We start from the raw sequence: 22,785 nt of genomic DNA on the forward strand, positions 1-22,785 counted from the left end.
CCACCACCACCAGCCGCTCCACCTCCGCGCGCTCGCGCTCCACGCGGGCGCGGCCTCCTCCACGGGGTGATGCACGGCGGCGGGCGCGGGCTCCGGCTCCGGCTCGGCGACAGGGCCCCGGCGCGCGAGCAGATCCGGATCCTGCGGATCCAGGAGCTCAATCTGCGTCCACACGCCGTCGGACTCAGCCGTGCGGCCGCGCTCCTGGTGGATCTTCGCGAGCTCCTTGTAGACGGACACCGTCTTGGAGACCTGGCCCAGCCCCTGGAACGCCTGGGCCAGCAGCGTCAGCGTCTCCACGTCGCGGCCATCCGCCTTGAAGCACACCTGGAGCTTGGCGAGCGCGCGCTTCTGGTCGCCGCGCTGCAGGTACGACGCGGCCAGCTCCTTCGCGAGCGGGAGGTTGTCCGGCTCCAGCGCGGAGAGGCGCTCCGCGACGCGAAGCCAGTCATCCGCCCGGGCGTTGCGCTTGAGGTACTCCGCGGCGCGCTTGAACTCCTGCGCCGCTTCCTTCGTCATGTTCTCGCGCGCGTACAGCTCCGCGAGCTTGATCTTCGACGCCACGTTCTCGGGGTCGAGATCCACCATCTTCTTCAGCGTGTCGAGGCTCGACTTGGTGTCGCCCGCCTTGTCGTAGTGGTTGGCGACGATCTGGAAGTACGCCATCGCCTCCGACATCAAGCCCAGCTGCTGGTGCAGCTCCGCCAGCTTGAGGTTCACCTCCAGCAGGTTCGGGTTGAGCTTGAGGACCTGCTTGTAGAGGGCGACGGCCTTGAGGAAGAAGCCGTCCGAGGAGTAGCTCTCCGCGACCTTGGTGAAGAAGTGCGCCGCCTGCGCGTTGTCGTTCTTCTTCTGGTACAGCTCCCCCATCTTCTGGAGGACCCGGATGTCCTTCGGGTCGACCTCCAGGACCTTCTGATACTCCTTGATGGCTTTGTCGTACGCGCCCTTCGCGACCAGCTTCGCGGCGGCTTCGATGATCTTGTTCTTGTCCATCGAGCGTGCGCTTCCGGCAGGCAGAAACCCCGAGGAACTTCGCGGGTTTCAGTCCTTCTCTGGGGGGGAGCATCGGAGGCTAACGGAATCCTCCGATGCGGGTCAAGAAACAGCCTGCCCTCCCCCAGGGATGGATCACCCGCCTGGACGCTCGCACGCCCGGCGGGTTTTCCACGCCTTCACGGCCAAGCGCTACGGCGTCTCTTCCACGGCCTTCTTCAGCCGGCGCGAACCCGTCTCGCTCGCCAGCAGGCGCTCCACGAAGCGGGTGTCGTAGTTGCCCTCCTGGAAGGACTCCTCCGCCAGTGCGGCCCGGTGGAACGGGATGTTGGTGCGGATGCCCTCCACGACGTACTCGGAGAGCGCGCGCTGCATGCGGCGGATGGCCGTCTCGCGGTCCTCCGCGTGGACAATCAGCTTGGACAGCAGGCTGTCGTAGTGCGGCAGCACCGTGTAGTTCTCGTACGCGGCGGAGTCCACACGCACGCCGTAGCCGCCCGGCACGCTGTAGCCCGTGATCTTGCCCGGCCACGGCGCGAAGGTGACGGGGTCCTCCGCGTTCACGCGGCACTCGATGGCGTGCCCGCGGATCTGCACGTCCTCCTGCTTGAAGCGCAGGGGGTGCCCGTAGGCCATGCGGATCTGCTCACGGACCAGGTCCACGCCCATGACCAGCTCCGTCACGGGGTGCTCCACCTGGATGCGCGTGTTCATCTCCATGAAGTAGAACTCGCCGCGCTCGTCGAGCAGGTACTCGATGGTGCCCACGTTGTTGTAGCGGATCTTGCGCATCGCGGCGACGGACACCTCGCCCATGCGCTTGCGCAATTCCGGCGTGAGCGCGGGCGACGGGGCCTCCTCGATGAGCTTCTGGTGCCGCCGCTGCACGGAGCACTCACGCTCGTTGAGGTGGATGACGTTCCCGTGCTCGTCCGCGACGATCTGGATCTCGATGTGGCGCGGCTTCTCCACGTACCGCTCGATGTAGAGGTCGCCGTTGTTGAAGCTGGCCAGGGCCTCCGCCTGCGCGGTGGAGAACGCCTGCGCGAGCACTCCCGGCTCGCGGACGATCTTCATGCCCTTGCCGCCACCGCCCGCCGCCGCCTTCAGGATGACCGGGAAGCCGATCTCCTTGGCGAAGGCCTCCGCCTCGCGCGGATCCTTCACCACGCCGGGGCTGCCCGGGAGCAACGGCAGGCCGGCCTCGCGGGCCGCGGCGCGCGCGCGCACCTTGTTGCCCATCAGCCGCAGCATCTCCGGGCGCGGGCCAATGAAGCGGATCTTGCAGTTCTCGCAGACCTCCGCGAACTCGGCGTTCTCCGACAGGAAGCCGTAGCCCGGGTGGATGGCGTCCGCGCGCGTGATCTCCGCCGCGGAGAGCAGCTGCGGCACGTTGAGGTAGCTCTCCTTGGACGGAGGCGGCCCGATGCAGACGGCCTCGTCCGCGAAGCGCACGTGCAGCGCGTTGGCGTCAGCGGTGGAGTGCACCGCCACGGTGGCGATGCCCAACTCACGGCATGCGCGGATGACCCGCAGGGCAATCTCCCCGCGGTTGGCGACCAGTACCTTCTTGAACACGGCCGTGCTCCTAACGCGAGGGCCTGGGGCGCGTCCCGCCCTGACGGGGCCGGACGCGCCTGACGGGTCAGCAGACTCAGGCCGGCTCGATGCGGAACAGCGCCTGGCCGAACTCCACCGGGCGACCGTTCTCCACGAGGACCTCGGCGATGCGGCCGGAGACCTCGGACTCGATTTCGTTCATCAACTTCATCGCTTCCACGATGCAGAGCACCTGGCCCTTGCGCACCACCGTGCCCACGTCCACGAACGGGGGCTGATCCGGCGCGGGGGTCCGGTAGAACGTCCCCACGAAGGGACTGGTTACCTGGTGGCCCGGCTTCTCCGCGGGCTTCTCCGGCGCCGCGGCAGCGACGGAAGCCGCGGGCGCGGCGGCGGGCGCCGCACGGGGCGCTGCCGGAGCGGCGTACTCCACCGGCGGCGACACCGTCACCCCGGGGCCCGAGGGCGCCGTGTGGTGGACGATGGTCGTCTCCGGCGCGTGGCCGCGGCGGATGTAGAGCTTCTCCGGGCCCTTCGTCCACACCAGCCGGGTGACGTCGGAGGCCTCCAGGATTTCGACGATCTGCCGGAGGGCCTCCACGTCCAGCGACGTGGTGCCCGCATCCCGCCCGGAGGCCGCTCCCGAGGACTCGGCCGGCCGGGTTGCCTTGCGCTTCGTTGCCATTCAGACCCCTCCCGGGTCGCCAGGTGAAGGGAAGCCGCTCTCAGCCGCCGGTGGCCACGCGGGTGAGGTACTTGCCACCTTCACGCGTGTCGATCTTCAGCACGTCGCCCTCGTTGATGAACAGGGGCACGTTGACGGTGTAGCCGGTCTCCAGCGTGGCGGGCTTCATCGCGCCGGACACGGTGTCGCCGCGCACGCCCGGGTCGCACTTGGTGACCTTGAGGTCCACGGAGTTCGGCAGGCCCACGTTGATGGCCTTGCCGTTCCAGAAGAGGATCTCGACGTCCAGGTTCTCCTTCAGGAAGTTGACCGACTCCCCGAGGCCTTCCTTGGTCAGGAAGGTCTGCTCGAAGGTCTTCTTCTCCATGAAGTGGTACTCGTCACCCTGGACGTACAGGAACTGCATGTCCTTGGACTCGATGTCCGGGGTGCCCACCTTGTCGCCGGACTTCAGCGTGGGCTCCAGGACGCGGCCGTCCAGCAGGCTGCGGATCTTCGTGCGGGTGAAGGAGGAGCCCTTCCCAGGCTTGACGTGCTGGAAGTACTCGATGACGTACGGCTTGTCCTCCCACAAGATCTTCAAACCATTGCGGAATTCAGACGTATCGACAAACCCGGCCATGGGACCGACTCCTGGGACGAACGTAAAGGCGAAAGTCCGGGGTGTCTAGCCCATGCCCTGGTTCCTGCAAAGAGGAAAGCGGAGGCACGCTGCGTCGCCGGGCAGGCTCGACAAGCTCCTGCCCGAGCGGACGTGCGCGGCTACAGCTCCGCCTTCACCTGCGGCGCGGTGACGCGCAGGACATAGCGCCCCTTGCCGAAATTCCCATCCGCGCGCAGCGCCAGCACCAGGAAGTACTCCGGCGTCAGCATGCGCATCACGGTGAGGACCTTCTCGCTGTTGACGGACACCTCGGTGACGGTGCCCGTCTTCAGGGACTCGGCCGCGTTCTTCAACTGCGTGAGCAGGTTGGCGTACTCCACCCAGGTGCCGGACACGTCCAGCTCCGTGGCTTCGTCCTTCTGGAACGTCTCCACGGAGATGCCGTCGAAGCCCATCACGCTGCACGCGAGGGCCCCGTCCACCTGGTTCACCACCGCTTCGAGGTGCGTGCGGAAGGCCATCTAGGCCCCGCCGTCCGCGCCCGCCGCGCCGGGCTGGCACGAGGGATACTGGTTGTCCTGACCAATCCCCGAACCACACGGGCCCGCGGGGATCTCAGGCGCCGCGCTCCCGACGCAGGGCGGGAGCGTGACGGCCGTATTGGCGACGTCGATGCCGTAGACGACCTCGTTCGACTCGAACTTCTTGCCGCCCGCGGCGAACTTGCCCGTGAGCTGAACGGTGACCCGCACCGTGGCCGTCGTGGTCCCGGACAGCGCGGTCCGCAGGGCCGCCGTGGCTTCCGAGGTCATCAGGTTGACCACCATCCGGTTCTCGTCGGACGCGGGGTTGATGACCGCCGTGTAGGGAATCTCTCCGTCGGGGATGTTGATGCTCGGCGTCGAGGAGTAGGACAGCTTCAGCGTGTCCACGAAGGCGCTGGCGGACCCACCGACGTCGGTATCCGGCTCCAGCGGAACGCCGTTCACGTCGATGGGCGTGCTCGTGTAGCTCGACTTGACGACGAGCCCCAGCACGTAGGCGCTCCGGTAGGCCAGGTTGAGCGAACCATTCGCGATGCCGGTATCGTCGGGGCCGAAATCGCAGCTCTCATCCGGCTGGATGGTCTGGAGGATCTGGACGACGGGGGCGCTTTCAGAGCACGAGCAGAGCCCGAGCGACAGGGCCGCCGCGATGAAGAAGGGCTTCATTGGAGTGTCTCCCAGTCAGGCGCGGTGCCGTTAGAGGCTCTGCGCGATGGTCTGCCGGTTGAGGATGCGGGGCGTGATGAAGATGAGCAGTTCCTGCCGCGTGTCCGTCTCCAGGGTGCTCCGGAAGAAGAAGCCGAGCACGGGAATCTTCGACAGGAAGGGCACCGAGTCGGACGAGGTGCTGCCGCGGCGCACGTAGATGCCGCCGATGACCGTCGTGTCGCCATCCTTCACCAGCACCTGGGTGTTGGCCTCCTTGCGCTGGATGGACGGCTGGCCGTTGGCACCGGTGTTGGACGGGTCCGGCTGGTTGTTCTGCGCCGCGATGGACATGAGGATGCTGCCGTCCTGGGTGATGTGCGGCGTGACTTCCAGCGACAGGCGCGCTTCCACGAAGGTCGTGTTCACGCCGCCGGCCGACGTCTGGCTGAACGGGATGGACAGACCCTGGCTGATGCGGGCCGTGTTGTTGTCCAGCGTGGTGACCTTGGGCGACGAGATGGTCTTCACCGTGCCCTCGGACTCCGCCGCGGACAGGCGCAGGTTGAGCTGCACGGCGCCGCCCGCGGAGCCGAAGGCGAAGCCCATGGCGCCACCGAGGCCCTGACCCACCGCCGCCGGCAGGTTCACCGCGAAGTTGGGCTGGGCCGGAACGCCCGCCGCCGAGCCACCCGCGCCGCCCGTGACACCGACGGTGCTGGGGAAGATGAGGCCGGTCGGGTTGCCGGACGCGGCCGACAGACGCGTCTGACCGCCCCACTGCACGCCCAGGTTGCGGCTGAAGGAGGTGCTCGCCTCCACGATGCGGCTCTCGATGAGGACCTGCGGCGTCTGCGTGTCCAGGCTGCGCACCAGGGCGCGCGCCTTCTCCGTGTTGGAGCGGATGTCCTTGATGATGAGCACGTTGGTGCGCACGTCCACCGTCACCGTGCCACGCTCGCTGAGCACGTCCTTCACGCGCGCCGACATGTCAGCGGCCACCGCGTAGTTCACCGGCACCAGGCTGACCAGCAGGTCCTCCTGCTGCTGCAGCGACTTCTTGCGCTCCTGGCGCAGCCGCGCCTCCTCTTCCAGCGTCTTCAGCGGCGCGATGCGGATGATGTTGCCCACCTGCTCCTGGCCCAGCTGCTTGGTGCGCAGGATGAGGTCCAGCGCCTGGTCCCAGGGCACGTTGCGCAGGCGGATGGTCACCCGGCCCGACACGTCGTCGGCGACGACGATGTTGCGCTTGGAGATCTCCGCGATGACGCGCAGCAGGTTCTGGATGTCGATGTCCTTGAACTCGAAGGACACGCGCTTGCCGCGGTAGCGCGCCTGCTGGGGCGCGCCCTCCGCCGCGTACGCCGGGGCCTCCGCCGTGAAGCCGGCGGTGCGCTGGGTGACGGCCACCTCCTCCGTCTTCACGCCCTGCACGTCCAGCCGCCAGCTCAGGCTGTTGGCGCCCTGGGTGACGTTCTCCTCGATGGCGCCGTCCGCGGCGACCACCAGGCGCACCTTGCGGCCCTCACCCGGCACGCTGAAGGCGCTGATCATCTTCACCGGCGTGTCCAGCGCGCTGGTGTCCAGGCTGCGCTCCAGCTTCTTGGGCAGCCGCGCGTTCTCCAGCGTCAGCACCGCGCTGCGCGGATCCGGCCGGTCCACCTTCCACGCCGTCGCGCCGGACAGCTTCAGCTGCACGCGACCGCCCGAGGGGCTCTCGTCGAAGGACAGGTCCTTGACCTCCACCACCGCCGGCTGCGGCGCGGCCTGCGCCACCGCGGGCTGGGGCTTCGCCGGCTCCTGCACGGGCAGGGGCTGCGGGCGCAGGGGCTCCGTCTCCGCCACCGCGTCGCGCGGCTGCGAGGGCTTGGACTTGCGCGCCACCGCGCCGCCCAGCACCACTTCCAGGCCGCGCTCGGCGCGGTCCACGCGGTAGGCGGGCATGTCGCCCCTGGCCACGAGCACCAGGCGCACCTTGTCCTCGTGGGCGCCCACGCGCACGTCCTTGAGCAGGTTGCCCTTCACCTTGGGCGCCTTCGCGCTCAGGCCCACGCCGTACACGTCCACGGCCAGGCGCGGCGGGTCCACCAGCTCCAGGACCTCGTAGCGGGCGATCTCGCCGTCCGCGGCGACGCGCAGCGACTCGCCGTCCAGCGACAGCCGGGTGATGCGCTGGGCCGGGTGGGCCACCTCGCGCTCATCCGCCTCCGTGGCGACGACGTTCTCACGGCCCGGCGCCTGGGACGGGGCGGCCTTGGAGGACGTCCCCTCCTCCGGCACCACCGCCACCATCGCCTCCACCACCGGCGCGGGCTCGGCCTTCACCGGCGCGGCGGCGACCGCCTGCGCGGGCTCGGCGGGCTTCGCTTCGGCCGGAGCCCGCGGAGCCTGGGCGGTCGCGGCGGCGGGGGCCACCGGAGAGCCGTCCACGGAGATGACCACGCGGTTGCCTTCCGCGCGGACGTCGTACTGGGAGGCCTGATCGAGCGCCACCAGCACGCGGCCCACGCTGGCGCGCGCGTCGGAGAACTGGGCGGCCACCACGCCGGACACCGGACCGGTGCCGTCATGGTGCCCCTTGATGCCGGTGGCGTCCGCGGACGACAGGTCCACCACCAGCCGCTCCGGCCCGCTGAGCCGGAAGACGGTGAAGGTGGGCGGCCGGGTCCCGGTCACCACGACCTGGGCACCGGCTCCCGTCCGGGACACCTGCAGGTCCCTCAGCGTATTGAGATCCGCGCCGTACACCTTGGCGCTTGCCAGGACGACCGCCCATGCGGTCGCCATGAACCACTTGCCCCTCGTCACAGCGCTCTGCTCGAGCATGCGTCCCCTCAACAAGTTGGAAGCGGGCGACGACTGCCCGCGGGCGCGCCGTGGGGCGCTACTCCCAGTTCTTGCCCGTCATCAAATTGTAGGCGGGGTCCTTCACGCCATCCGCCTTGAGCTGGAGACTCACCGGATTGCTGATGAGCTCGCCCTTGGCGCCCGTGAAGACCTCGGTGACGGTGACCGAGTCCCGGAGAATCTGTGTGACCTTGCCGCCCTGGCGCCCCACGCGGGTGTTGCGCCGGACGATGTGGCCGCGACCCAGGGGGTCCTCGACCATCGCCAGCGGGCTGGCATCCCCCGTGACGACCGCCACCAGCTTGAGCTGGTCGAGGTCGAACACGCACAGGGGTTCGTTGCAGGCCCGCTCCGGTGCGTCACGCGCCACCGGCCCGAGCTCCTCCAGCGGACTGCGGAACGGATCCCGCTTGCCCACCGGACTGTAGGTGTAGACGAACGTTGGCGCCGCCGACGCCTCGGTCTTCTCCGCGACCGGGGCCGGCGCGGGGGCGGCGGCCTTGGCAGGAGCAGGGGGTGAGGCCTTGGGCGTGTCCGAACAAGCGGACAGGGTCAGCGCCATCACCGCAGCGGTCATCGTGGACTTGAACGTCTTCATCCGCGTCATCCCTTGTCGCCCTTGTTGCCGGGCGGATCAAGTTTCTAGTTGCTCTTCTTCTTCTTGTCGGTGGCCTTCGTGGCGGTGGCCTTCGTGTCGACGAACCGGAACGTCGTCGCCAGGAAGCTGCTCTGCAGGACCACCTTCTCGTTCTTCAGGGCCGCGCCATCGAGCTTGATGTTGTTGACGTTCACGATGCGGCGCATGTTCGCCATCTCCTGCAGGAACATGGCGATCTCGTGGTAGTTGCCGCTCACCGTCATCTTGATGGGGATGCGCGCGAAGAACTCGGTGCCCTCGACGTACTCCTTGCCGGGCTCCACGCGGGCGATCTCCAGGCCGGACTTCTTGCCGATGTCGTTGATCTGCGCGAGCAGCTCCTCCATGTCGCGCCGCTCCGGCAGCTCCGTGAGGGCCTCATTCAGCTTCTGCTCGAGCACGTCCATCTCACGGCGGCGCTCGTTGAGGTTCTGGGCGATCTCGCTCTTCTCCGCGAGCTCCTGATCGAGCTTCCGGCGGTCCGCCGCGCGGCGGGCGATGTTCTCGTCCGTGGGCTTGATGAAGGAGAAGAAGTTGCCCACGGTCAAGATGATGACGATGGCCGCGAGCCCGCCGAACTTCGCCGCGGGGGGGGCCTTCGCCAGTTGATCCAGGTATTTTTCCATGACAGGGGTCCTTCGCCGCCAATCAGATGGCGTAGTTGGCGGTGAGGGTGAGCTTGAAGTCGACGAACGTCGCCGCGCCGGGGGTGGTGCCCTTGGACTGCACGGCGTTGGTCAGCTCGACGTTGCCGAAGAAGGGCTTGATCTCGTTCGCGGAGAACTCCTCCACGCTGGCGGTCTCCGTGTTGAAGAGCTCCACGCGAGACGTCTTGCTGGCGGTGCGGCCCTGATCCACCAGGCGCCCCATGCCCTTGGGCGTCCACACCATGCTGCCCAGGCCGCGCATCAGCTCCGCGACCTCGTCGTGGCTGACGGCCGAGCCGTCGATGGTGACCCGGTTGGACGCCTCGACGAAGTTCTTGAGCCAGACCTTCTTGGGGATGGCCGAGGACAGCGCGTCCATCATGCGCACCGGCCCGTTGCGGCCCTTGCGCAGCGTGTCCAGCACCGCGAGCTTCTTCTCCACTTCCGTCTTGCGGGCGTTGATGTTGGTCACCTCGCCGATGACCTTCTCCAGCTCCGCGATCTTCGCCTTCGTCTGGGCGATGCCCTGGTTGGCCCGCTGCAGCTCGTCGTCGCGGTTCGCGTACCAGGCGTAGTTGCCGATAACGGCGGCGATCAGGACCGCGGCGTAGAGGGCCAGGATCTGCCGGCCCATCTCCCGCTTCTTCACCGCCCGGACGGGCAGCAGGTTGATTCGGATCATCATGTGCGTGATTTCCTCGTGGCCAGAGCGGTATCAGCCCAGCTTGTCGCCCGGGCGCCGGAGCGCCAGTCCCACTGCCACCGCGGCCATGGGCGCCACGTCCATGATGAACGCGGGGTCGAACTTGCGGTTGTCCACTTCAATCTTCCGGAACGGGTTGAGGATCTCCACCGGCACGCCGGTTCGCGCCTCAATGGTCTTGAACAGGGCGGGGATCTTCGCGGTGCCGCCGGACAGGTAGACCTTGGTGAAGTTCGAGTCCGCGGCGGTGCCCGCGTAGAAGTCCAGCGAGCGCTGGATTTCACCGGCCACCTGCTCCGCCACGCTGGAGAGCACGCGCTCCACGTCCTGCGGCACGACGGCGTCCGCGTCCGCGCGGTTGCCGCCGATCTTCAGCGCCTCCGCCTCCTCATAGGAGACGTTGAGCTGCTTCTGGATCTCTTCGGTGAACTGGTTGCCGCCGATGGTCACGTCACGGGTGAAGACGGTGACGCCGTTGGCGATGATGTTGATGTTCACCACGGAGGCGCCGGCGTTGATGAGGACGACGGTCTCCTTGTCCGGCAGCTCGTAGTTCGTGGAGAACATGTTCTGGACGGCGAACGCGTCCACGTCCACCACCACCGGGGCCAGTCCGGCCTCGGAGACCACGGTGGTGTAGTCGTTGATCATGTCCTTCTTGGCGGCGACGAGCAGCACGTCCATCTGGCCGGTGGCGTCGTTGCCGCCGCCGTCCAGGATCTGCGTGTCGATGTTCACGTCCTTCACGTCGAAGGGGATGTACTGCTCCGCCTCCCACTGGATGCTCTCCTCGAGCTCTTCCTGGCTCATGCGGGGCATCTGGATCTTCTTGATGATGACCGAGTGGCCGGACACGCCGATGGCGACGTCCTTGCCCTTGACCTTCAGCTCGGACATCAGCTCCTGCACGGCCTGCACGATGGCCGTGGAGTTCATCAACGCGCCGTCCACGATGGCCTCGGGAGGCAGCGGCTTCATTCCGAAGCTCTGGAGCGCGTAGCCGACTTCACCGCGCTTGCGCTGCTCCTTGAGCATGATCATCTTGATCGACGTCGACCCGATATCCAGCCCGAGTGCCAGTTTGCCCTTCGCCATGCGTAACTCCATCGGAGAGGGCGCCAGCGTAGCACCGGCTTGATACCCCTCCTAAAAAGTGCTTGGCGCCCGGCCGCCCTGCGGACGGGAGAGCGCCGTGAAAGCCAGCCACGACCGCGCCCCCAGGCCCACCGTCGCGGAGGCCCGATTTTCCGGCCCCGGCGGCGTTCCGTCAAATCGCGCCGGAGGATTCCTCCAGGGTTGCCCGCCGGGCGTCTCCCCTGCCCTCAGGTCCGGGCACCCTCCGCGTCCGGGTCGATGCCGTACTCCTTGATCTTGTAGAGGAGCGCCCGGTGGCTGATGTCCAACACCTCCGCCGCCCGGGTGCGGTTGCCCTTCGTGCGCCGCAGCGCCGCCCGGATGTAGGACTCCTCCAGCTCCCGGATGGCGCGCTTGAGCGACAGGTCGCTCCCGGCCTGTAGCGGCGGAGCCGTCCCGGCCGGGGCGGGTGCGGAAGCCGCCCACAGCTTTTCCGGCAGGCTGCCGGGCGCGATGTGGGTGCCTTCCGCGAGCAGCACCGCGCGCTCCATGGCGTTCTCCAGCTCGCGCACGTTGCCCGGCCAGGCGTAGGCCGTCATCAGGGCCTCGGCCTCCGGGGTGAAGCCCTCCACCGGAGGCTCGCGGTTGAGGTCGCGGTTGAAGCGCTGGAGGAAGGCGCGGGCGAGCAGCGGGATGTCCTCGCGGCGCTCGCGCAGGGGCGGCAGGGTGAGGTTCACGACGTTGAGGCGGTAGTAGAGGTCCTCGCGGAAGTCGCCCTGGGTCACCAGCTTGCCCAGGTCGCGCAGCGTGGCGGCCACCACGCGCACGTCCACGCGCTCCACGCGGCTCTCTCCCACCGGGCGGATCTCCCCCTCCTGCAGCACGCGCAGGAGCTTCACCTGCGCGCCCAGGGGCAATTCGCCCACCTCGTCGAGGAAGAGCGTGCCGCCGTCGGCCTCCGCGAACAGGCCCCGGCGGGCGGTGCGCGCGTCGGTGAAGGCGCCCTTCGCGTGGCCGAACAGCTCGCTCTCCAGCAGGCCGTGGGGGATGGCGCCGCAGTTGACGGCGACGAAGGGCATGGCGGCGCGGCGGCTCTTTCCGTGCAGCTCGCGCGCGATGAGCTCCTTGCCCGTGCCGCTCTCTCCGGAGATGAGCACCGTGGTGTCCACGGGCGCCACGCGCGCCACCTGCTTGAGCAGCGCCTGGAGCGCGGCGCTGTGCCCCAGGATGTGGCTACCGGAGGCGCCGGGGAGCCGGGCCTCGTGCAGCCGGCGGTTCTCGCGGACCAGCCGCTCGCGCTCCTCCGCCTTGCGCAGGACGAGGACGAGCTCCTCCGGCTTGAAGGGCTTCTGGACGTAGTCGTAGGCGCCCGCCTGCACCGCCTCCAGCGCCTGCTCCTGGGAGCCGTACGCGCTCATCACCACCACGGTGAGGCCCGGATGCTCCGCGAGCGCGGCCCTGAGCACCGACAGCCCGTCGCGCTTGGGCATGCGCACGTCCGTCACCAGGACGTCGTAGGCGCGCGTGGACAGCTCGCGCAGGGCCTCGTCCCCGTCGGCGACGGCGCGCACGTCGTAGCCCTTGTCGGTGAGCACCAGGGTGAGGATGTGGCGGATGGACGGCTCGTCGTCAGCGACGAGGACGGTGCGGAAGAGGGGCATGGGGGATGCCCATCATATGCCGTCCGGCCCCGCCGTCAGGTCGCTGGCAGCGACAGCCGGAAGCACGCGCCGCCGCCCGCCCCGTCGCGCGCGTCCAGCCGGCCGCCCATGCCCTGGGCCAGGTTCAGGGACACCGCGAGTCCCAGGCCCGTGCCCTGCCGGCCCTTGGTGGTGAAGAACGGCTCGAAGAGGTGCGCTCTCACCTCCGGAGACAGGCCCGGGCCGCTGTCCTCCACCTCCACCAGGACGAGCGCGTCCTCGCGCCGGGTGGAGACGCGCACGCGGCCCTCGCCCCCCATGGCCTGGGCGGCGTTGAGCAGCAGGTTGATGAGGATCTGCGACAGGGGGCCCGGATCCGCGCGGGCCAGCAGGCCGGGCGCCACGTCCAGGGTGACCTCCACCCGGTCCAGCTCCGGCCCGGCGCGCACCAGCCGCATGCACGTCTCCACCACCTGCCCCACGTCCACCGGCCCGGGCTGGGGGCTGGCCGGGCGGCCCAGGTCCAGGAGCCCCCGCACGATGCGGTCGATGCGCAGGACCTCATGGTCGATGCGCTCCAGGAAGTCCTTGAGCTCCGGCGCCTGCGCCCTGGCGCGGGCCAGGGAGAGGTAGCCCAGGATGCCCGCCAGCGGATTGCCCACCTCGTGCGCCACGCCCGCGGCCAGCTTCCCCACCGTGGCCAGGCGCTCGGAGGCTACGAGCTCCGTCTGCGCCCTCGCGAGCCGGGCGTTCGCCTCGCGCAGCGCCTCCAGCTGCGCGCGCGTGAGGGCCTGCTCCTGGCGCAGCGCCTCCGCCATGCGCTGGAGCTCGCGCTGGATGCGCGACAGGAGCGGCCCCCCCTGCCCGGAGAGCGGCACGTCCAGTTGGAGCCGGCCCAGCTGCTCCACGGACTTCTCCATGGCGCGCAGCGGGCGGCCCACCGCCAGGTACAGCACGCCATAGGCCAGCAGCGTCAGCACCAGCAGATCCAACCCCAGCGCCAGCGGCAGGAAGGCGCGGATCCGCGCGAGGCTCTCCATGTCCAGCGACCCCGGCAGCGCCAGCCGGCGCGCCGTGTCCAGCAGGCGGATGAGCACCGGCTGCAGCGTCAGCCACGACAGGCCCGTGGACAGCGAGCCCAGGAGGAACGCCACGCTGGCGATGCGCCACTTCATCCCCGCACCGGCGCGGGGTGCTTCACCGCGCCCCTCCGAGCATCATCGCCACCTCCGGGGACAGCACGCGCGCGAGCAGCGGCCCCAGGAGCATCAGCTCCAGCCCCGCCAGCGCCAGCCATGGCCCGAACGGGATGTTGGTGACCCCGGGCTCCCACTGATCCTCCCCCGTCTCCTCGTCCAGGGTCACGTCCGGGATGTCCTGCAAGAGCAGGCACGGAATCACCAGCGCCACCCGCTTCCACCAGGGCAGTCCGGGCTTCGTGAACTCCCACGTCATCGTGGACGCGGGCTCCTCCGGCTCCTCCCCGGCAGGGGCCTTGGACGGATCCTCCTTCTCCTCGCCGCGGGGGCCTGCCCGGCCCGTGAGGGCGAGCATCGCCACGCCCACGATGGAGCCCTGGAGCGACGAGAAGAAGAGGATGCCGAGCAGCGACTGCCAGCCGAGGAACGCGCCCAGCAGCGCGACGAGGAACTTGTCCCCGCCGCCCAGCGCCTCCCTCTTGAAGACCTTCCAGCCCACGTACTCCATGAAGCGGAAGGTGAGGAAGCCCACCGTCGCGCCCACCACCGCGTCCACCACCGCGTCCTGGCCCAGGGGAATGGCCAGCACGATGCCCGCCACGATGCCCGGCACGGTGAGCGACAAGGGCAGGATCCAGTGCTCCAGATCAATGAAGGTGAGCGGCACCAGCAGGAACACCAGCACCAGCGCGGGCACCAGCGCGTACGTCCAGTCAAAGCGCTTGAGGCACGCGAGGAAGAGCAGCCCCGTGAGCAGCTCCACCAGGACGTAGCGCGGGGAGATGCGCGTGCCGCAGCCGCGGCACTTCCCGCGCAGCCCCAGCCACGACAGGACGGGGATGTTCTCGTACCAGGAGAGCACGTGCCCGCACCTGGGGCAGCGGGACCCGGGGCGCACGATGCTCAGCCCTTCGGGCACCCGTGCGATGACGACATTGAGGAACGAGCCGATGCACAGGCCGAGGATGAACAGGAAGAGGATGAAGAGGGGCTCGGCCCAGCCCGGCGCGTAGGTGAACGTCACGGGGCCGGAATCCTACCCGCCGCTTCCGAAGCTGGCGACTGCGCGATGGAGGACGAAAACCGTCAGCGTCAGTGACAAAAATTGGCAGGCCCGCGGGTGATCCACCCCCTGCTGGGGCCGCCTGCCCTGGGAATCCCGGTGGTTGGGCGAAGTGTTCGGACTGGCACTCTTCATGCTAAGAGTTCGCACGTCGTTCAACCCCCCTCTGCCTGCCGCGGAGTTCCCAAACATGATGAACCGTCTCTTCCGGAAGAAGGGTGGCTTCACCCTCATCGAGCTGATGATCGTGGTCGCCATCATCGGCATCCTGGCCGCCATCGCCATCCCGAACTTCATCCGCTTCCAGGCGAAGTCCAAGCAGTCGGAGGCGAAGACGAACCTGAAGGCCATCTTCACGGCCCAGAAGGCGTACTTCGGAGAGAAGGACAAGTACCAGGTGAACTTCACGGTCATCGGCTTTGATCCCGAGGCCGGCAACCGCTACAGCTACGGCATGGCCACGGGCTGCGCCGCCCCCGTCGACGCGACCCCCACGGCTCGTCGCGCTGGCGCCATCGCCGGCTGCATCGGCCAGGACGCGCTGAAGTTCCCCACGGCGCCGGCCGCCGCGGACGCCGTCAACGCGGTGGGCGTGAACCCGGACATCGACACGTGCCCGAACTGCTCGTTCAACGCGTCGGCGATCGGCAACGTGGACAACGATCCCGAGGGTGACACCTGGGGCATCACGTCCGCCACGGTCGCCGGTGAGGCCACCGTGCAGAACCCCTGCGGCATCGACGAGGACACCCCGAACGGCCTGAACCTGGTCGCGGGCGAGCCCACCAACGCGTTCAACGACGTGAGCTGCGGCGGCTAATCCGCTGCACGCCGTGCAAGCCTGCCGGGCTCGCTTCATTTGATTCACCGAAGCGGCTCTGCATGGCACAATCAACGGGGCGCCCGGGCATTTCGGGCGTCCCGTTGTCGTTTCGTGAGGCCATGCGAAAGCTGCCCCTGCTGCGATTCGTTCCGGGACTGCTGCTGGTAGCCCTCCTGTCCGCGCCGCCCATCCCCCCGCGCAGGCAAGGTGGCGGTCCCCTGCTCCCACGCCCCGACCTGCTCAAGGCGCTGTTCACCGCGCAGAAGGGGCTGGTGACGGACTACTTCTGGATCCTCATGCTCAACCGCATTGGCAGCGCGGTCCGGGCGGAGGACTACCTCCACGTCTCCGACTACGCGGAGCTGGTGACGGACCTGGATCCGAAGTTCCGGCAGGCGTACCTCTACGGAGGCCTCACCATCCCCGTCTACACAGGCCAGGGCGGCTACCTCAATACGGCGGAGTCCACGGCCCTGTTGCGCAAGGGCGTGGCGAACGTCCCGCACGACCAGCCGCTGACCTTCCAGCTCGCGTACAACCTGATGTTCTTCGAGCGGAAGTACAAGGAGGCTGCGGACCTCATCCAGGAGATGTCCCGGTGGGAGGGTGCCCCGGCCTACTACGCCGCGCTCGCGACGCGGCTGTACGCGCAGTCCGGTGACTTCGACGCGAGCATGTCGTTGACCCTGGCGCTGCGCGACAGCGCGGAGGACGAGGAGTCGCGCGCCTTCTACGAGCAGCGCATCCAGGAGATCCAGCAGGAGCGCGTGCTCCGGGGCATCGACGCGGCCATCGCCCGCTACCGCGCCCGCGAGGGACGCCTGCCCGACACGCTGCCCGCGCTGGTGACCGCGGGCGACCTGCGCGGGCTTCCCGAGGATCCGCTGGGCGGGGAGTTCTTCCTGGGCGAGGACGGCCGGGCCTACTCCAACGCCTCCAGGTTCCGGCTGGAGCTCATCCAGGACGAGAAGGACGAAAGCGGCGAACGCATCCTGCCCAAGCCCCGCACGACCCAAGCGCCATGACGACACCCCATCCTGACGCCCCTCCCATCCTGGCCCAGGGGCTCGCCAAGACCTACAAGGTCGGCTTCTGGTTCAACCGCACCGTGCGCGCCCTGCAGTCGCTGGACCTCCAGGTGGGCGCCGGGCAGATCTACGGCCTGCTCGGACCCAACGGCGCGGGCAAGTCCACCACCATCAAGATTCTGATGAACCTGGTGCGCCCCAGCAGCGGGGGCGCGCGCATCTTCGGCCAGCCGGTGGATGCGGCCGCCACCCGGCGGCTGGTGGGCTTCCTGCCGGAGAACCCCGCCCCGTACGAGTACCTCACGGGCCGGGAGTTCGTGACGCTGGCCGGACAGCTCGCGGGCCTGAGCGGCCAGGAGCTGGACGTGCGCGTCAAGGAGGTCCTGGGCTCGGTGGAGATGGCGGGCGCGGAGAAGCTGCAGATCCGCCGCTACTCCAAGGGCATGGTGCAGCGCGTGGCGCTGGCCCAGGCGCTGGTGAGCCGGCCGAAATTGCTCATCCTGGATGAGCCGACGAGCGGGTTGGATCCGCTGGGCCGCCGCCAGATGCGCGACCTCATCCTGGCGGAGCGGGAGAAGGGCACCACGGTCCTCTTCTGCAGCCACATCATCCCGGACGTCGAGTCGCTGTGCGACCGGCTGGCGGTGCTCGTGGGCGGGCGGCTGGTGCGCGAAGGCAGCGTCCGGGAGCTGGTGTCCGCGCAGGTGCCCACCGTGGAGGTCGTGGTGGAGGGCCTGGCGCCGGACGCGGTGAAGGGGCTGGGCATTCCCCTGGAGTCGCTCCAGGCGCTCGATGGCCGCGTGCTGCTCCAGGTGTCGGACGTGGACACCCAGCGGCTCCTGAGCGGCGTGCTGGGCGCCGGGGGCCGGGTGAACCAGGTGCAGCCGGCGCGGTTCTCGCTGGAGCAGCTGTTCATGAACGCGCTCAAGGAGTCCGGGCGCGCGTCCACCGTGGGCGGGGAGATCAATACATGAGCGCCTTCAGCGCGATGATGTGGAATGGCTTTCGCGAGGCGCGCCGCAACCGGGTGACGGTGGTGGTGGGCGTGTTCGCCGCGGTGGTGCTGCTGTCCTCCACGCTGGTGACGGAGGTGACGGTCACCACGTTCGACCGCGTGCTGACGGACTTCGGCCTGGGGATGATGAGCATCATCCTCGTCTTCCTGGCGGTGTTCCTGTCGAGCAGCCTGCTCAGCCGCGAAATCGAGCGGCGCACCATCTTCCTGGTGGTGAGCAAGCCCGTGTCCCGCACGCAGTTCCTGCTGGCGCGGCTGGCCGGCACCATGCTGACGCTGGGCGCGCTGCTGGTGGCGATGACGCTCGTCTTCCTCAGTCAGCTGATGCTGTTCCGCGCGGACATCACCTCCACGCAGCTGCTGGCGAGCGCGGGGCTGTGGTTCGAGCTGCTCGTCATCAGCAGCGTGGGCATCCTCTTCTCCAGCTTCGCGGGCCCGGCGGTGTCGGCCATCGCCACCACGGGCCTGTACTTCACCGGGCACCTGACGGGCGACCTCTACGCCATCGCCAGCCGCTCGGAGAGCACGTTCATCCAGGTGCTGGGGAAGACCATCTATTACGCGCTGCCCAACCTGGAGCGGGTGAACTTCCGTCCGCAGGCCACGTACGCGCTGCCGGTGGACGCCAGCACCTTCCTGTCCGGCGCGGCCTACAGCGTCGCGTGGGCGGGCGTGCTCATCGCCCTGGCCACCGTCATCTTCGAGCGGCGCGACTTCCGCTGACGTGAGGCACGCTGGCCCCGGGCTTCAGGCCCGGGGCGTCGGCTCGTCCAGCTCTTCGGTGAGGCCGTGCTTGGCCAGCCGGTAGCGGAAGGAGCGGAAGGACAGCCCCAGGAGCTCCGCGGCGCGCGTCTTCACCCCTTGCGCCTGCTTGAGCGCGGCCAGCAGGTGGCGCCGCTCGCTGTCGTCCAGGTGGCGCTCCAGGTTGAAGCCCGCCCCCAGCGCGGGCTCGCCGGCCTCGCCGGAGCGGGCCTGGGGCTCCGCCTCGCCGCGCACCGTGGGCGGCAGCGTCGTGGGCCCCAGCAGGTCCGAGTCCGACAGCGTGGCCGCGCGCTCCACCATGTTCTGCAACTGGCGCACGTTGCCCGGGAACGCGTAGCGCTCCATCAGGGCCAGCGTCTCCGGGGCGAACCGCAGCCCCGGGCGGCCCAGCTCCTCCGCCAGGCGCGCCAGGAAGTGGGTCGCCAGCGGGGCGATGTCGTCCGGGCGCTCGCGCAGGGCGGGCAGCTCCAGGGTGATGACGTTGAGCCGGTAGAAGAGGTCCTCTCGGAAGCGCCCCGCCTTCACCTCCGCCTCCAGCCGGCGGTTGGTGGCGGCGATGACGCGCGCGTGGAAGGGGATCTCCGCCGCGCTGCCCACGGGCTTCACCTTGCGCTCCTGCAGCACGCGCAAGAGCTTCACCTGCGTGGACAGGGGCATCTCCCCCACCTCGTCCAGCATCACCGTGCCCTCGCCCGCGGACACCAGCAGGCCCGGACGTTCGTGCGTGGCGCCGGTGAAGGAGCCCTTCATGTGGCCGAACAGCTCGCTCTCCAGCACGCCCTCGTTGAGGGCGCCGCAGTTGAAGGGCAGGAAGGGCTGGGCGGCGCGCTGGCCGCGCAGGTGGATGGCCCGGGCCACCAGCTCCTTGCCGGTGCCGCTCTCCCCTGTCACCAGCACCGTGCTGCGCCCCGGGGCCACCTTCTCCACCAGGTGCCACAGCGCGCGCATGCGGGGGCTCGAGCCCACCATCAACCCGCCCAGGCCCGGCAGGAGCCGCTCCTTCAGCGTGAGGTTCTCCTGGCGCAGCGCGCGCTTCTCCAGCGCCTTGTGCACCAGCTGCCGCAGCTCCTCGTTGTCGAAGGGCTTGCAGATGTAGTCGTAGGCGCCCTCGCGCATGGCCTCCACCGCGGAGGAGGGCGTGCCGAAGGCGGTGATGAGCACCACCTCCGGCGGCTCCTTGCGCGCGCGCGCCGCCCGCAGCACGTCCAGCCCGCTGCCGCCGGGGCCCAGCTTCATGTCGGAGATGACCAGGTCCACGGAGTCCCGGGCCAGCACCTCGCAGGCGGCCGCCACCGCGGGCACGCTCGTCACCGCGTAGCCGTCCCGCACGAGCAGGATTTCGAGGTACTCGCGCATGGACAGCTCGTCGTCCACCACCAGCACATGGCCGCGCGGGCCCCCTTCATGGAGCGCGCTCACAGCGGCAACCCCACCAGGAACTCGGTGCCCTCTGCCGGGTGAGAGGTCACTCGGATGGTGCCGCCGTGCGCGCGGATGAGGGAGTGCGCGGTGGACAGGCCCAGCCCGGTGCCCCCGTTCCGCGTGGTGAAGAACGGTTCGAACAGGTGTCCCATCATCTCCTCCGTGATGCTGCCGGCCGAATCCCAGACCCGAATCTGCGCTTCCTCGCCCGCCCGCGCCAGGGCCACGCGCACCGTGCCACGCGCCCCCGCCGCCTGACAGCCGTTGCGCACCAGGTTGATGAGCACCTGGCGCAGCTGATCCGGATCCACCGGCGCCGTCAGCGGCTGGGGCACCCGCACCTCCAGGGTCACCTCGCGCGTGAGGGGGTCCGCGCGCAGCATGTCCACCGTCTCCGACACCAGCGTGTCCAGCGCCACCGGGCGGCGCTGCGGCTGGGGCGGGCGGGCAAAGCGCAGGAAGTCCTCCACCAGCCGCGCCAGCCGGTCCGACTCGCGCGTGAGGATGCCGGTGAGCCGCTGCACCACCGCGTCCTGCGACTGCTCCTGGGCCAGGAGCTGCGCGGAGCCGCGCATGGAGGCCAGCGGGTTGCGCAGCTCGTGCGCGAGCTGCGCGGAGAGCGTGCCCAGGCTGGCCAGCCGGTCCGTGCGCTTGAGGTCTTCCTCCATGCGCCGCAGGTCGGTGAGGTCCTGGAAGACGATGAGCAGCGCGCCCGCTTCCCCCTCCAGGGGTGACACCGACAGGCCCAGCACCCGCTTGCCGCCCGGCGTCTGCACGGGCAGCTCGCTGCGGATGGAGCGCGGCGCCAGTGTGGACACGCCCGGCAGCAGCTTCTCCAGGGGCTGCCCCACGCACGCGTGGGCGTCCTCCTGGAGGATGCCGCTGCCCGCGGTGTTGAGGAAGGTGACGCGCCGGTGGACGTCACAGGTGACGAGCCCGGACGGCATGGAGGACAGGATGAGCTGCTGGAGCCGCCCCAGCCGGCGCAGGTCCGCCTCGCTCTGGGACAGCGCGCCGCCCGTGGCGGACAGCTGGCGCGACAGGTAGCCGGACAGGACGGCGATGAGCACCAGCGCCAGCGCGTTGCTGCCCAGCACGAAGAGCACCCGCGAGGGCGACACCATGATGCTGCCCGCGGGCGTGGTGAGCCCCATCACCAGCAGGAGCGCGGTGAAGGCGAACGTGGACACGGCCGCGGCCACCAGCGCGCCGCGCCAGTCCAGCACCACCGCCGCGCCGATGACGGCCAGGCTGTAGAGGAACGTGAGCGGGGAGTCCGCGCCGCCGCTCAGGTAGACGAGCCCGGTGGCGATGAGCACGTCGCCCACCACCTGCACCGTGGCGTCCAGGCGCCCGGCCGTGCCCCGGCGCAGCCGCAGGCCCGTCACCACGGTGAGGAGGTAGGCGCCCGCGATGACCGCGAACGACAGCGAGTCCGCGCGGCTGGGCTCCTGCACGGGCTGGGTCACCAGCCGCACCACCGTCACGACGAGCGACAGGCTCGCCGCCACGGTGCGGAACAACACCAGCCACACCAGGCGCGAGCGCAGCCCCGGGGCCACGCTTCGCGCCGTGCTTCCTGACACCGCGTTACTTGATGGCGCCGGCAAGCGAGAAGATGGGCAGGTACATGGCGATGAGGAAGCCGCCGACCACGCCGCCGAGGAACACCATCAGGAGGGGTTCGATCATCGACGTCAGCGCGCCGATGGCCGTGTCCACCTCGTCATCGTAGAAGTCGGCGATCTTGTTGAGCATGGTGTCCATGGCGCCCGTCGCTTCACCGACGCCAATCATCTGCACCACCATGGACGGGAACACCTTGGTCTCCAGCAGCGGACCCGCGATGTTCTTGCCCTCGGCGATCTTCCCGCGCACGTAGTAGATGGCCTCTTCCACCGTGCGGTTGCCGGCCGTCTTCGCCGTCACGTCCAGCGCGTCCAGGATGGGCACGCCGGAGGAGATCATCGTGCCCAGGGTGCGCGTGAAGCGCGCCACCGCCACCTTGCGGAGCACGTCGCCGAACAGGGGCAGCTTGAGGAAGGTCTTGTCCCAGAACTTGCGGCCGCGGGGCTGGCGGTAGCTCCAGGTGAAGGCGGAGACGATGGCGGCGATGCCCACGACCGTGTGGAGGAAGTACGCCTGCGCGAACTTCGACAGGTCCACCACCACCTGCGTGGGGCCCGGCAGCTGCGAACCGAAGTCCGCGAACATCTTCTCGAAGACGGGCGTCACCTTGAGCAGCAGCAGCGCCGTCACGCCGATGGCCACCAGGATGACCACCGTCGGGTAGGTCATGGCGCCCTTGACCTTCGCCTTGAGCTTCTCGTTCTTCTCACGGTAGGCGGCGAGCCGGTTGAGGATGGTGTCGAGGATACCGCCCACCTCGCCCGCGGCGCACAGCTGCACGTAGAGCTCGTCGAAGACCTTGGGGTGCTCCTTCAGCGCGTCCGCGAAGGTGCTGCCCTGCTCCACCTTGCTCTTGATGGCGAACACCACCTTCTTGAAGGCGGGGTTGTCCATCTGGCTGGCGAGGATGTCCAGACACTGCACCAGCGGCAGGCCCGCGTCGATCATCGTCGCGAACTGACGGGTGAAGATGAGGATGTCCTTGCCCGTCACCCCGCCCATGCCGGGCAGGGAGATCTCCCCGTCGAGCGCGCTCTTCTTGCGCACCTTCGTCGGGTTGAGGCCCAGGGACTTCAGGCGCGCGTTGACGGCCTCGATGTCCGAGGCCTCCATCTCGCCCTTCTTGTTCTCCCCGCTCTTGGTCTTCGCCTCCCAGAGGAACTGGGCCGTGTTCTTCTTGGACGCTGTCGCCTTCTGCACTGCTGGTGCTGCCATGACGGGACCTCCGGGGAGGGCGAGGAGTCTAACCTGTGATTTTCAT

The 22,785-nt window shown here is 69.1% G+C and carries 21 protein-coding genes; 4 read left to right on the forward strand and 17 right to left on the reverse strand.

Annotation, left to right across the window (positions count from 1 at the left end):
- From D7W82_RS22185 to D7W82_RS22250, 14 genes are all read right to left on the reverse strand, one after another.
- Nucleotides 1–996 (reverse strand): lipopolysaccharide assembly protein LapB (locus D7W82_RS22185; RefSeq protein ID WP_233587868.1); only part of this gene is annotated, 996 nt, incomplete at its 3' end.
- 192 nt (nt 997–1,188) lie between these two features.
- Nucleotides 1,189–2,574, reverse strand: coding sequence for an acetyl-CoA carboxylase biotin carboxylase subunit (accC, locus tag D7W82_RS22190; protein WP_120620256.1), 1,386 nt, complete (start codon nt 2,572–2,574; stop codon nt 1,189–1,191).
- 76 nt (nt 2,575–2,650) lie between these two features.
- Nucleotides 2,651–3,241 (reverse strand): acetyl-CoA carboxylase biotin carboxyl carrier protein, encoded by a 591-nt coding sequence (accB, locus tag D7W82_RS22195; protein WP_120620257.1) that lies wholly within the window; start codon nt 3,239–3,241, stop codon nt 2,651–2,653.
- Nucleotides 3,242–3,281: 40 nt separating this feature from the next.
- Nucleotides 3,282–3,863, reverse strand: coding sequence for an elongation factor P (efp, locus tag D7W82_RS22200; protein ID WP_120620258.1), 582 nt, complete (start codon nt 3,861–3,863; stop codon nt 3,282–3,284).
- Between the two features lie 140 nt (nt 3,864–4,003).
- Nucleotides 4,004–4,366 carry a hypothetical protein gene (locus D7W82_RS22205; RefSeq protein WP_120566331.1) on the reverse strand — a complete coding sequence of 121 codons (363 nt, stop codon included), beginning with the start codon at nt 4,364–4,366 and terminating at the stop codon, nt 4,004–4,006.
- Nucleotides 4,367–5,056 carry a hypothetical protein gene (locus D7W82_RS22210; protein WP_120620259.1) on the reverse strand — a complete coding sequence of 230 codons (690 nt, stop codon included), beginning with the start codon at nt 5,054–5,056 and terminating at the stop codon, nt 4,367–4,369.
- 30 nt (nt 5,057–5,086) lie between these two features.
- Nucleotides 5,087–7,861, reverse strand: a complete 2,775-nt coding sequence (gene pilQ, locus D7W82_RS22215; RefSeq protein WP_120620260.1) for a type IV pilus secretin PilQ — start codon at nt 7,859–7,861, stop codon at nt 5,087–5,089.
- Nucleotides 7,862–7,919: 58 nt separating this feature from the next.
- Nucleotides 7,920–8,480, reverse strand: coding sequence for a pilus assembly protein PilP (locus D7W82_RS22220; RefSeq protein ID WP_043324096.1), 561 nt, complete (start codon nt 8,478–8,480; stop codon nt 7,920–7,922).
- Between the two features lie 44 nt (nt 8,481–8,524).
- Nucleotides 8,525–9,145, reverse strand: coding sequence for a type 4a pilus biogenesis protein PilO (locus D7W82_RS22225; protein ID WP_120620261.1), 621 nt, complete (start codon nt 9,143–9,145; stop codon nt 8,525–8,527).
- A gap of 22 nt (nt 9,146–9,167) precedes the next feature.
- Nucleotides 9,168–9,851, reverse strand: a complete 684-nt coding sequence (locus D7W82_RS22230) for a PilN domain-containing protein (protein WP_120620262.1) — start codon at nt 9,849–9,851, stop codon at nt 9,168–9,170.
- A 30-nt stretch (nt 9,852–9,881) separates the two neighbouring features.
- On the reverse strand, nt 9,882–10,964 hold the full coding sequence (gene pilM, locus D7W82_RS22235; protein WP_014399064.1) for a type IV pilus assembly protein PilM: 1,083 nt from the start codon (nt 10,962–10,964) through the stop codon (nt 9,882–9,884).
- 227 nt (nt 10,965–11,191) lie between these two features.
- On the reverse strand, nt 11,192–12,604 hold the full coding sequence (locus D7W82_RS22240; protein ID WP_120620263.1) for a sigma-54 dependent transcriptional regulator: 1,413 nt from the start codon (nt 12,602–12,604) through the stop codon (nt 11,192–11,194).
- Nucleotides 12,605–12,639: 35 nt separating this feature from the next.
- The gene (locus D7W82_RS22245) at nt 12,640–13,758 is read right to left on the reverse strand and encodes a sensor histidine kinase (protein WP_120620264.1); all 1,119 of its coding nucleotides are present in this window, start codon (nt 13,756–13,758) and stop codon (nt 12,640–12,642) included.
- A gap of 22 nt (nt 13,759–13,780) precedes the next feature.
- On the reverse strand, nt 13,781–14,806 hold the full coding sequence (locus D7W82_RS22250) for an A24 family peptidase (RefSeq protein WP_120620265.1): 1,026 nt from the start codon (nt 14,804–14,806) through the stop codon (nt 13,781–13,783).
- A 229-nt stretch (nt 14,807–15,035) separates the two neighbouring features.
- Between D7W82_RS22250 and D7W82_RS22255 the strand changes: the two genes are divergently transcribed.
- From D7W82_RS22255 to D7W82_RS22270, 4 genes are all read left to right on the forward strand, one after another.
- A complete protein-coding gene (locus D7W82_RS22255) occupies nt 15,036–15,665 on the forward strand; it encodes a type IV pilin protein (protein ID WP_120620266.1) in 630 nt (209 codons plus the stop codon).
- Nucleotides 15,666–15,787: 122 nt separating this feature from the next.
- Nucleotides 15,788–16,693 (forward strand): pilus assembly protein PilG, encoded by a 906-nt coding sequence (locus D7W82_RS22260; RefSeq protein WP_120620267.1) that lies wholly within the window; start codon nt 15,788–15,790, stop codon nt 16,691–16,693.
- A complete protein-coding gene (locus tag D7W82_RS22265; RefSeq protein ID WP_120620268.1) occupies nt 16,690–17,670 on the forward strand; it encodes an ABC transporter ATP-binding protein in 981 nt (326 codons plus the stop codon). The genes D7W82_RS22260 and D7W82_RS22265 overlap by 4 nt, the downstream gene beginning before the upstream one ends.
- A complete protein-coding gene (locus tag D7W82_RS22270) occupies nt 17,667–18,434 on the forward strand; it encodes an ABC transporter permease (protein ID WP_120620269.1) in 768 nt (255 codons plus the stop codon). The genes D7W82_RS22265 and D7W82_RS22270 overlap by 4 nt, the downstream gene beginning before the upstream one ends.
- Before the next feature lie 24 nt (nt 18,435–18,458).
- On the opposite strand, the gene D7W82_RS22275 is transcribed toward D7W82_RS22270, so the two are convergent.
- The 3 genes from D7W82_RS22275 to D7W82_RS22285 are packed head-to-tail and all read right to left on the reverse strand — an operon-like array spanning nt 18,459 to nt 22,739.
- Nucleotides 18,459–19,892: a sigma-54 dependent transcriptional regulator gene (locus D7W82_RS22275; RefSeq protein WP_120620270.1), complete on the reverse strand. Its 1,434-nt coding sequence runs from the start codon at nt 19,890–19,892 to the stop codon at nt 18,459–18,461.
- Nucleotides 19,889–21,457, reverse strand: a complete 1,569-nt coding sequence (locus tag D7W82_RS22280; protein ID WP_171425047.1) for a nitrogen regulation protein NR(II) — start codon at nt 21,455–21,457, stop codon at nt 19,889–19,891. Before D7W82_RS22280 ends, D7W82_RS22275 begins: the two co-directional genes overlap by 4 nt.
- Nucleotides 21,458–21,485: 28 nt before the next feature.
- Complete coding sequence (locus D7W82_RS22285; protein WP_120620271.1) at nt 21,486–22,739, reverse strand: type II secretion system F family protein; 1,254 nt, start codon at nt 22,737–22,739, stop codon at nt 21,486–21,488.
- Between the last annotated feature and the right edge of the window lie 46 nt (nt 22,740–22,785).

It is taken from the genome of Corallococcus sp. CA049B (genome assembly GCF_003611685.1).
Taxonomy (GTDB): Bacteria; Myxococcota; Myxococcia; order Myxococcales; family Myxococcaceae; genus Corallococcus; species Corallococcus coralloides.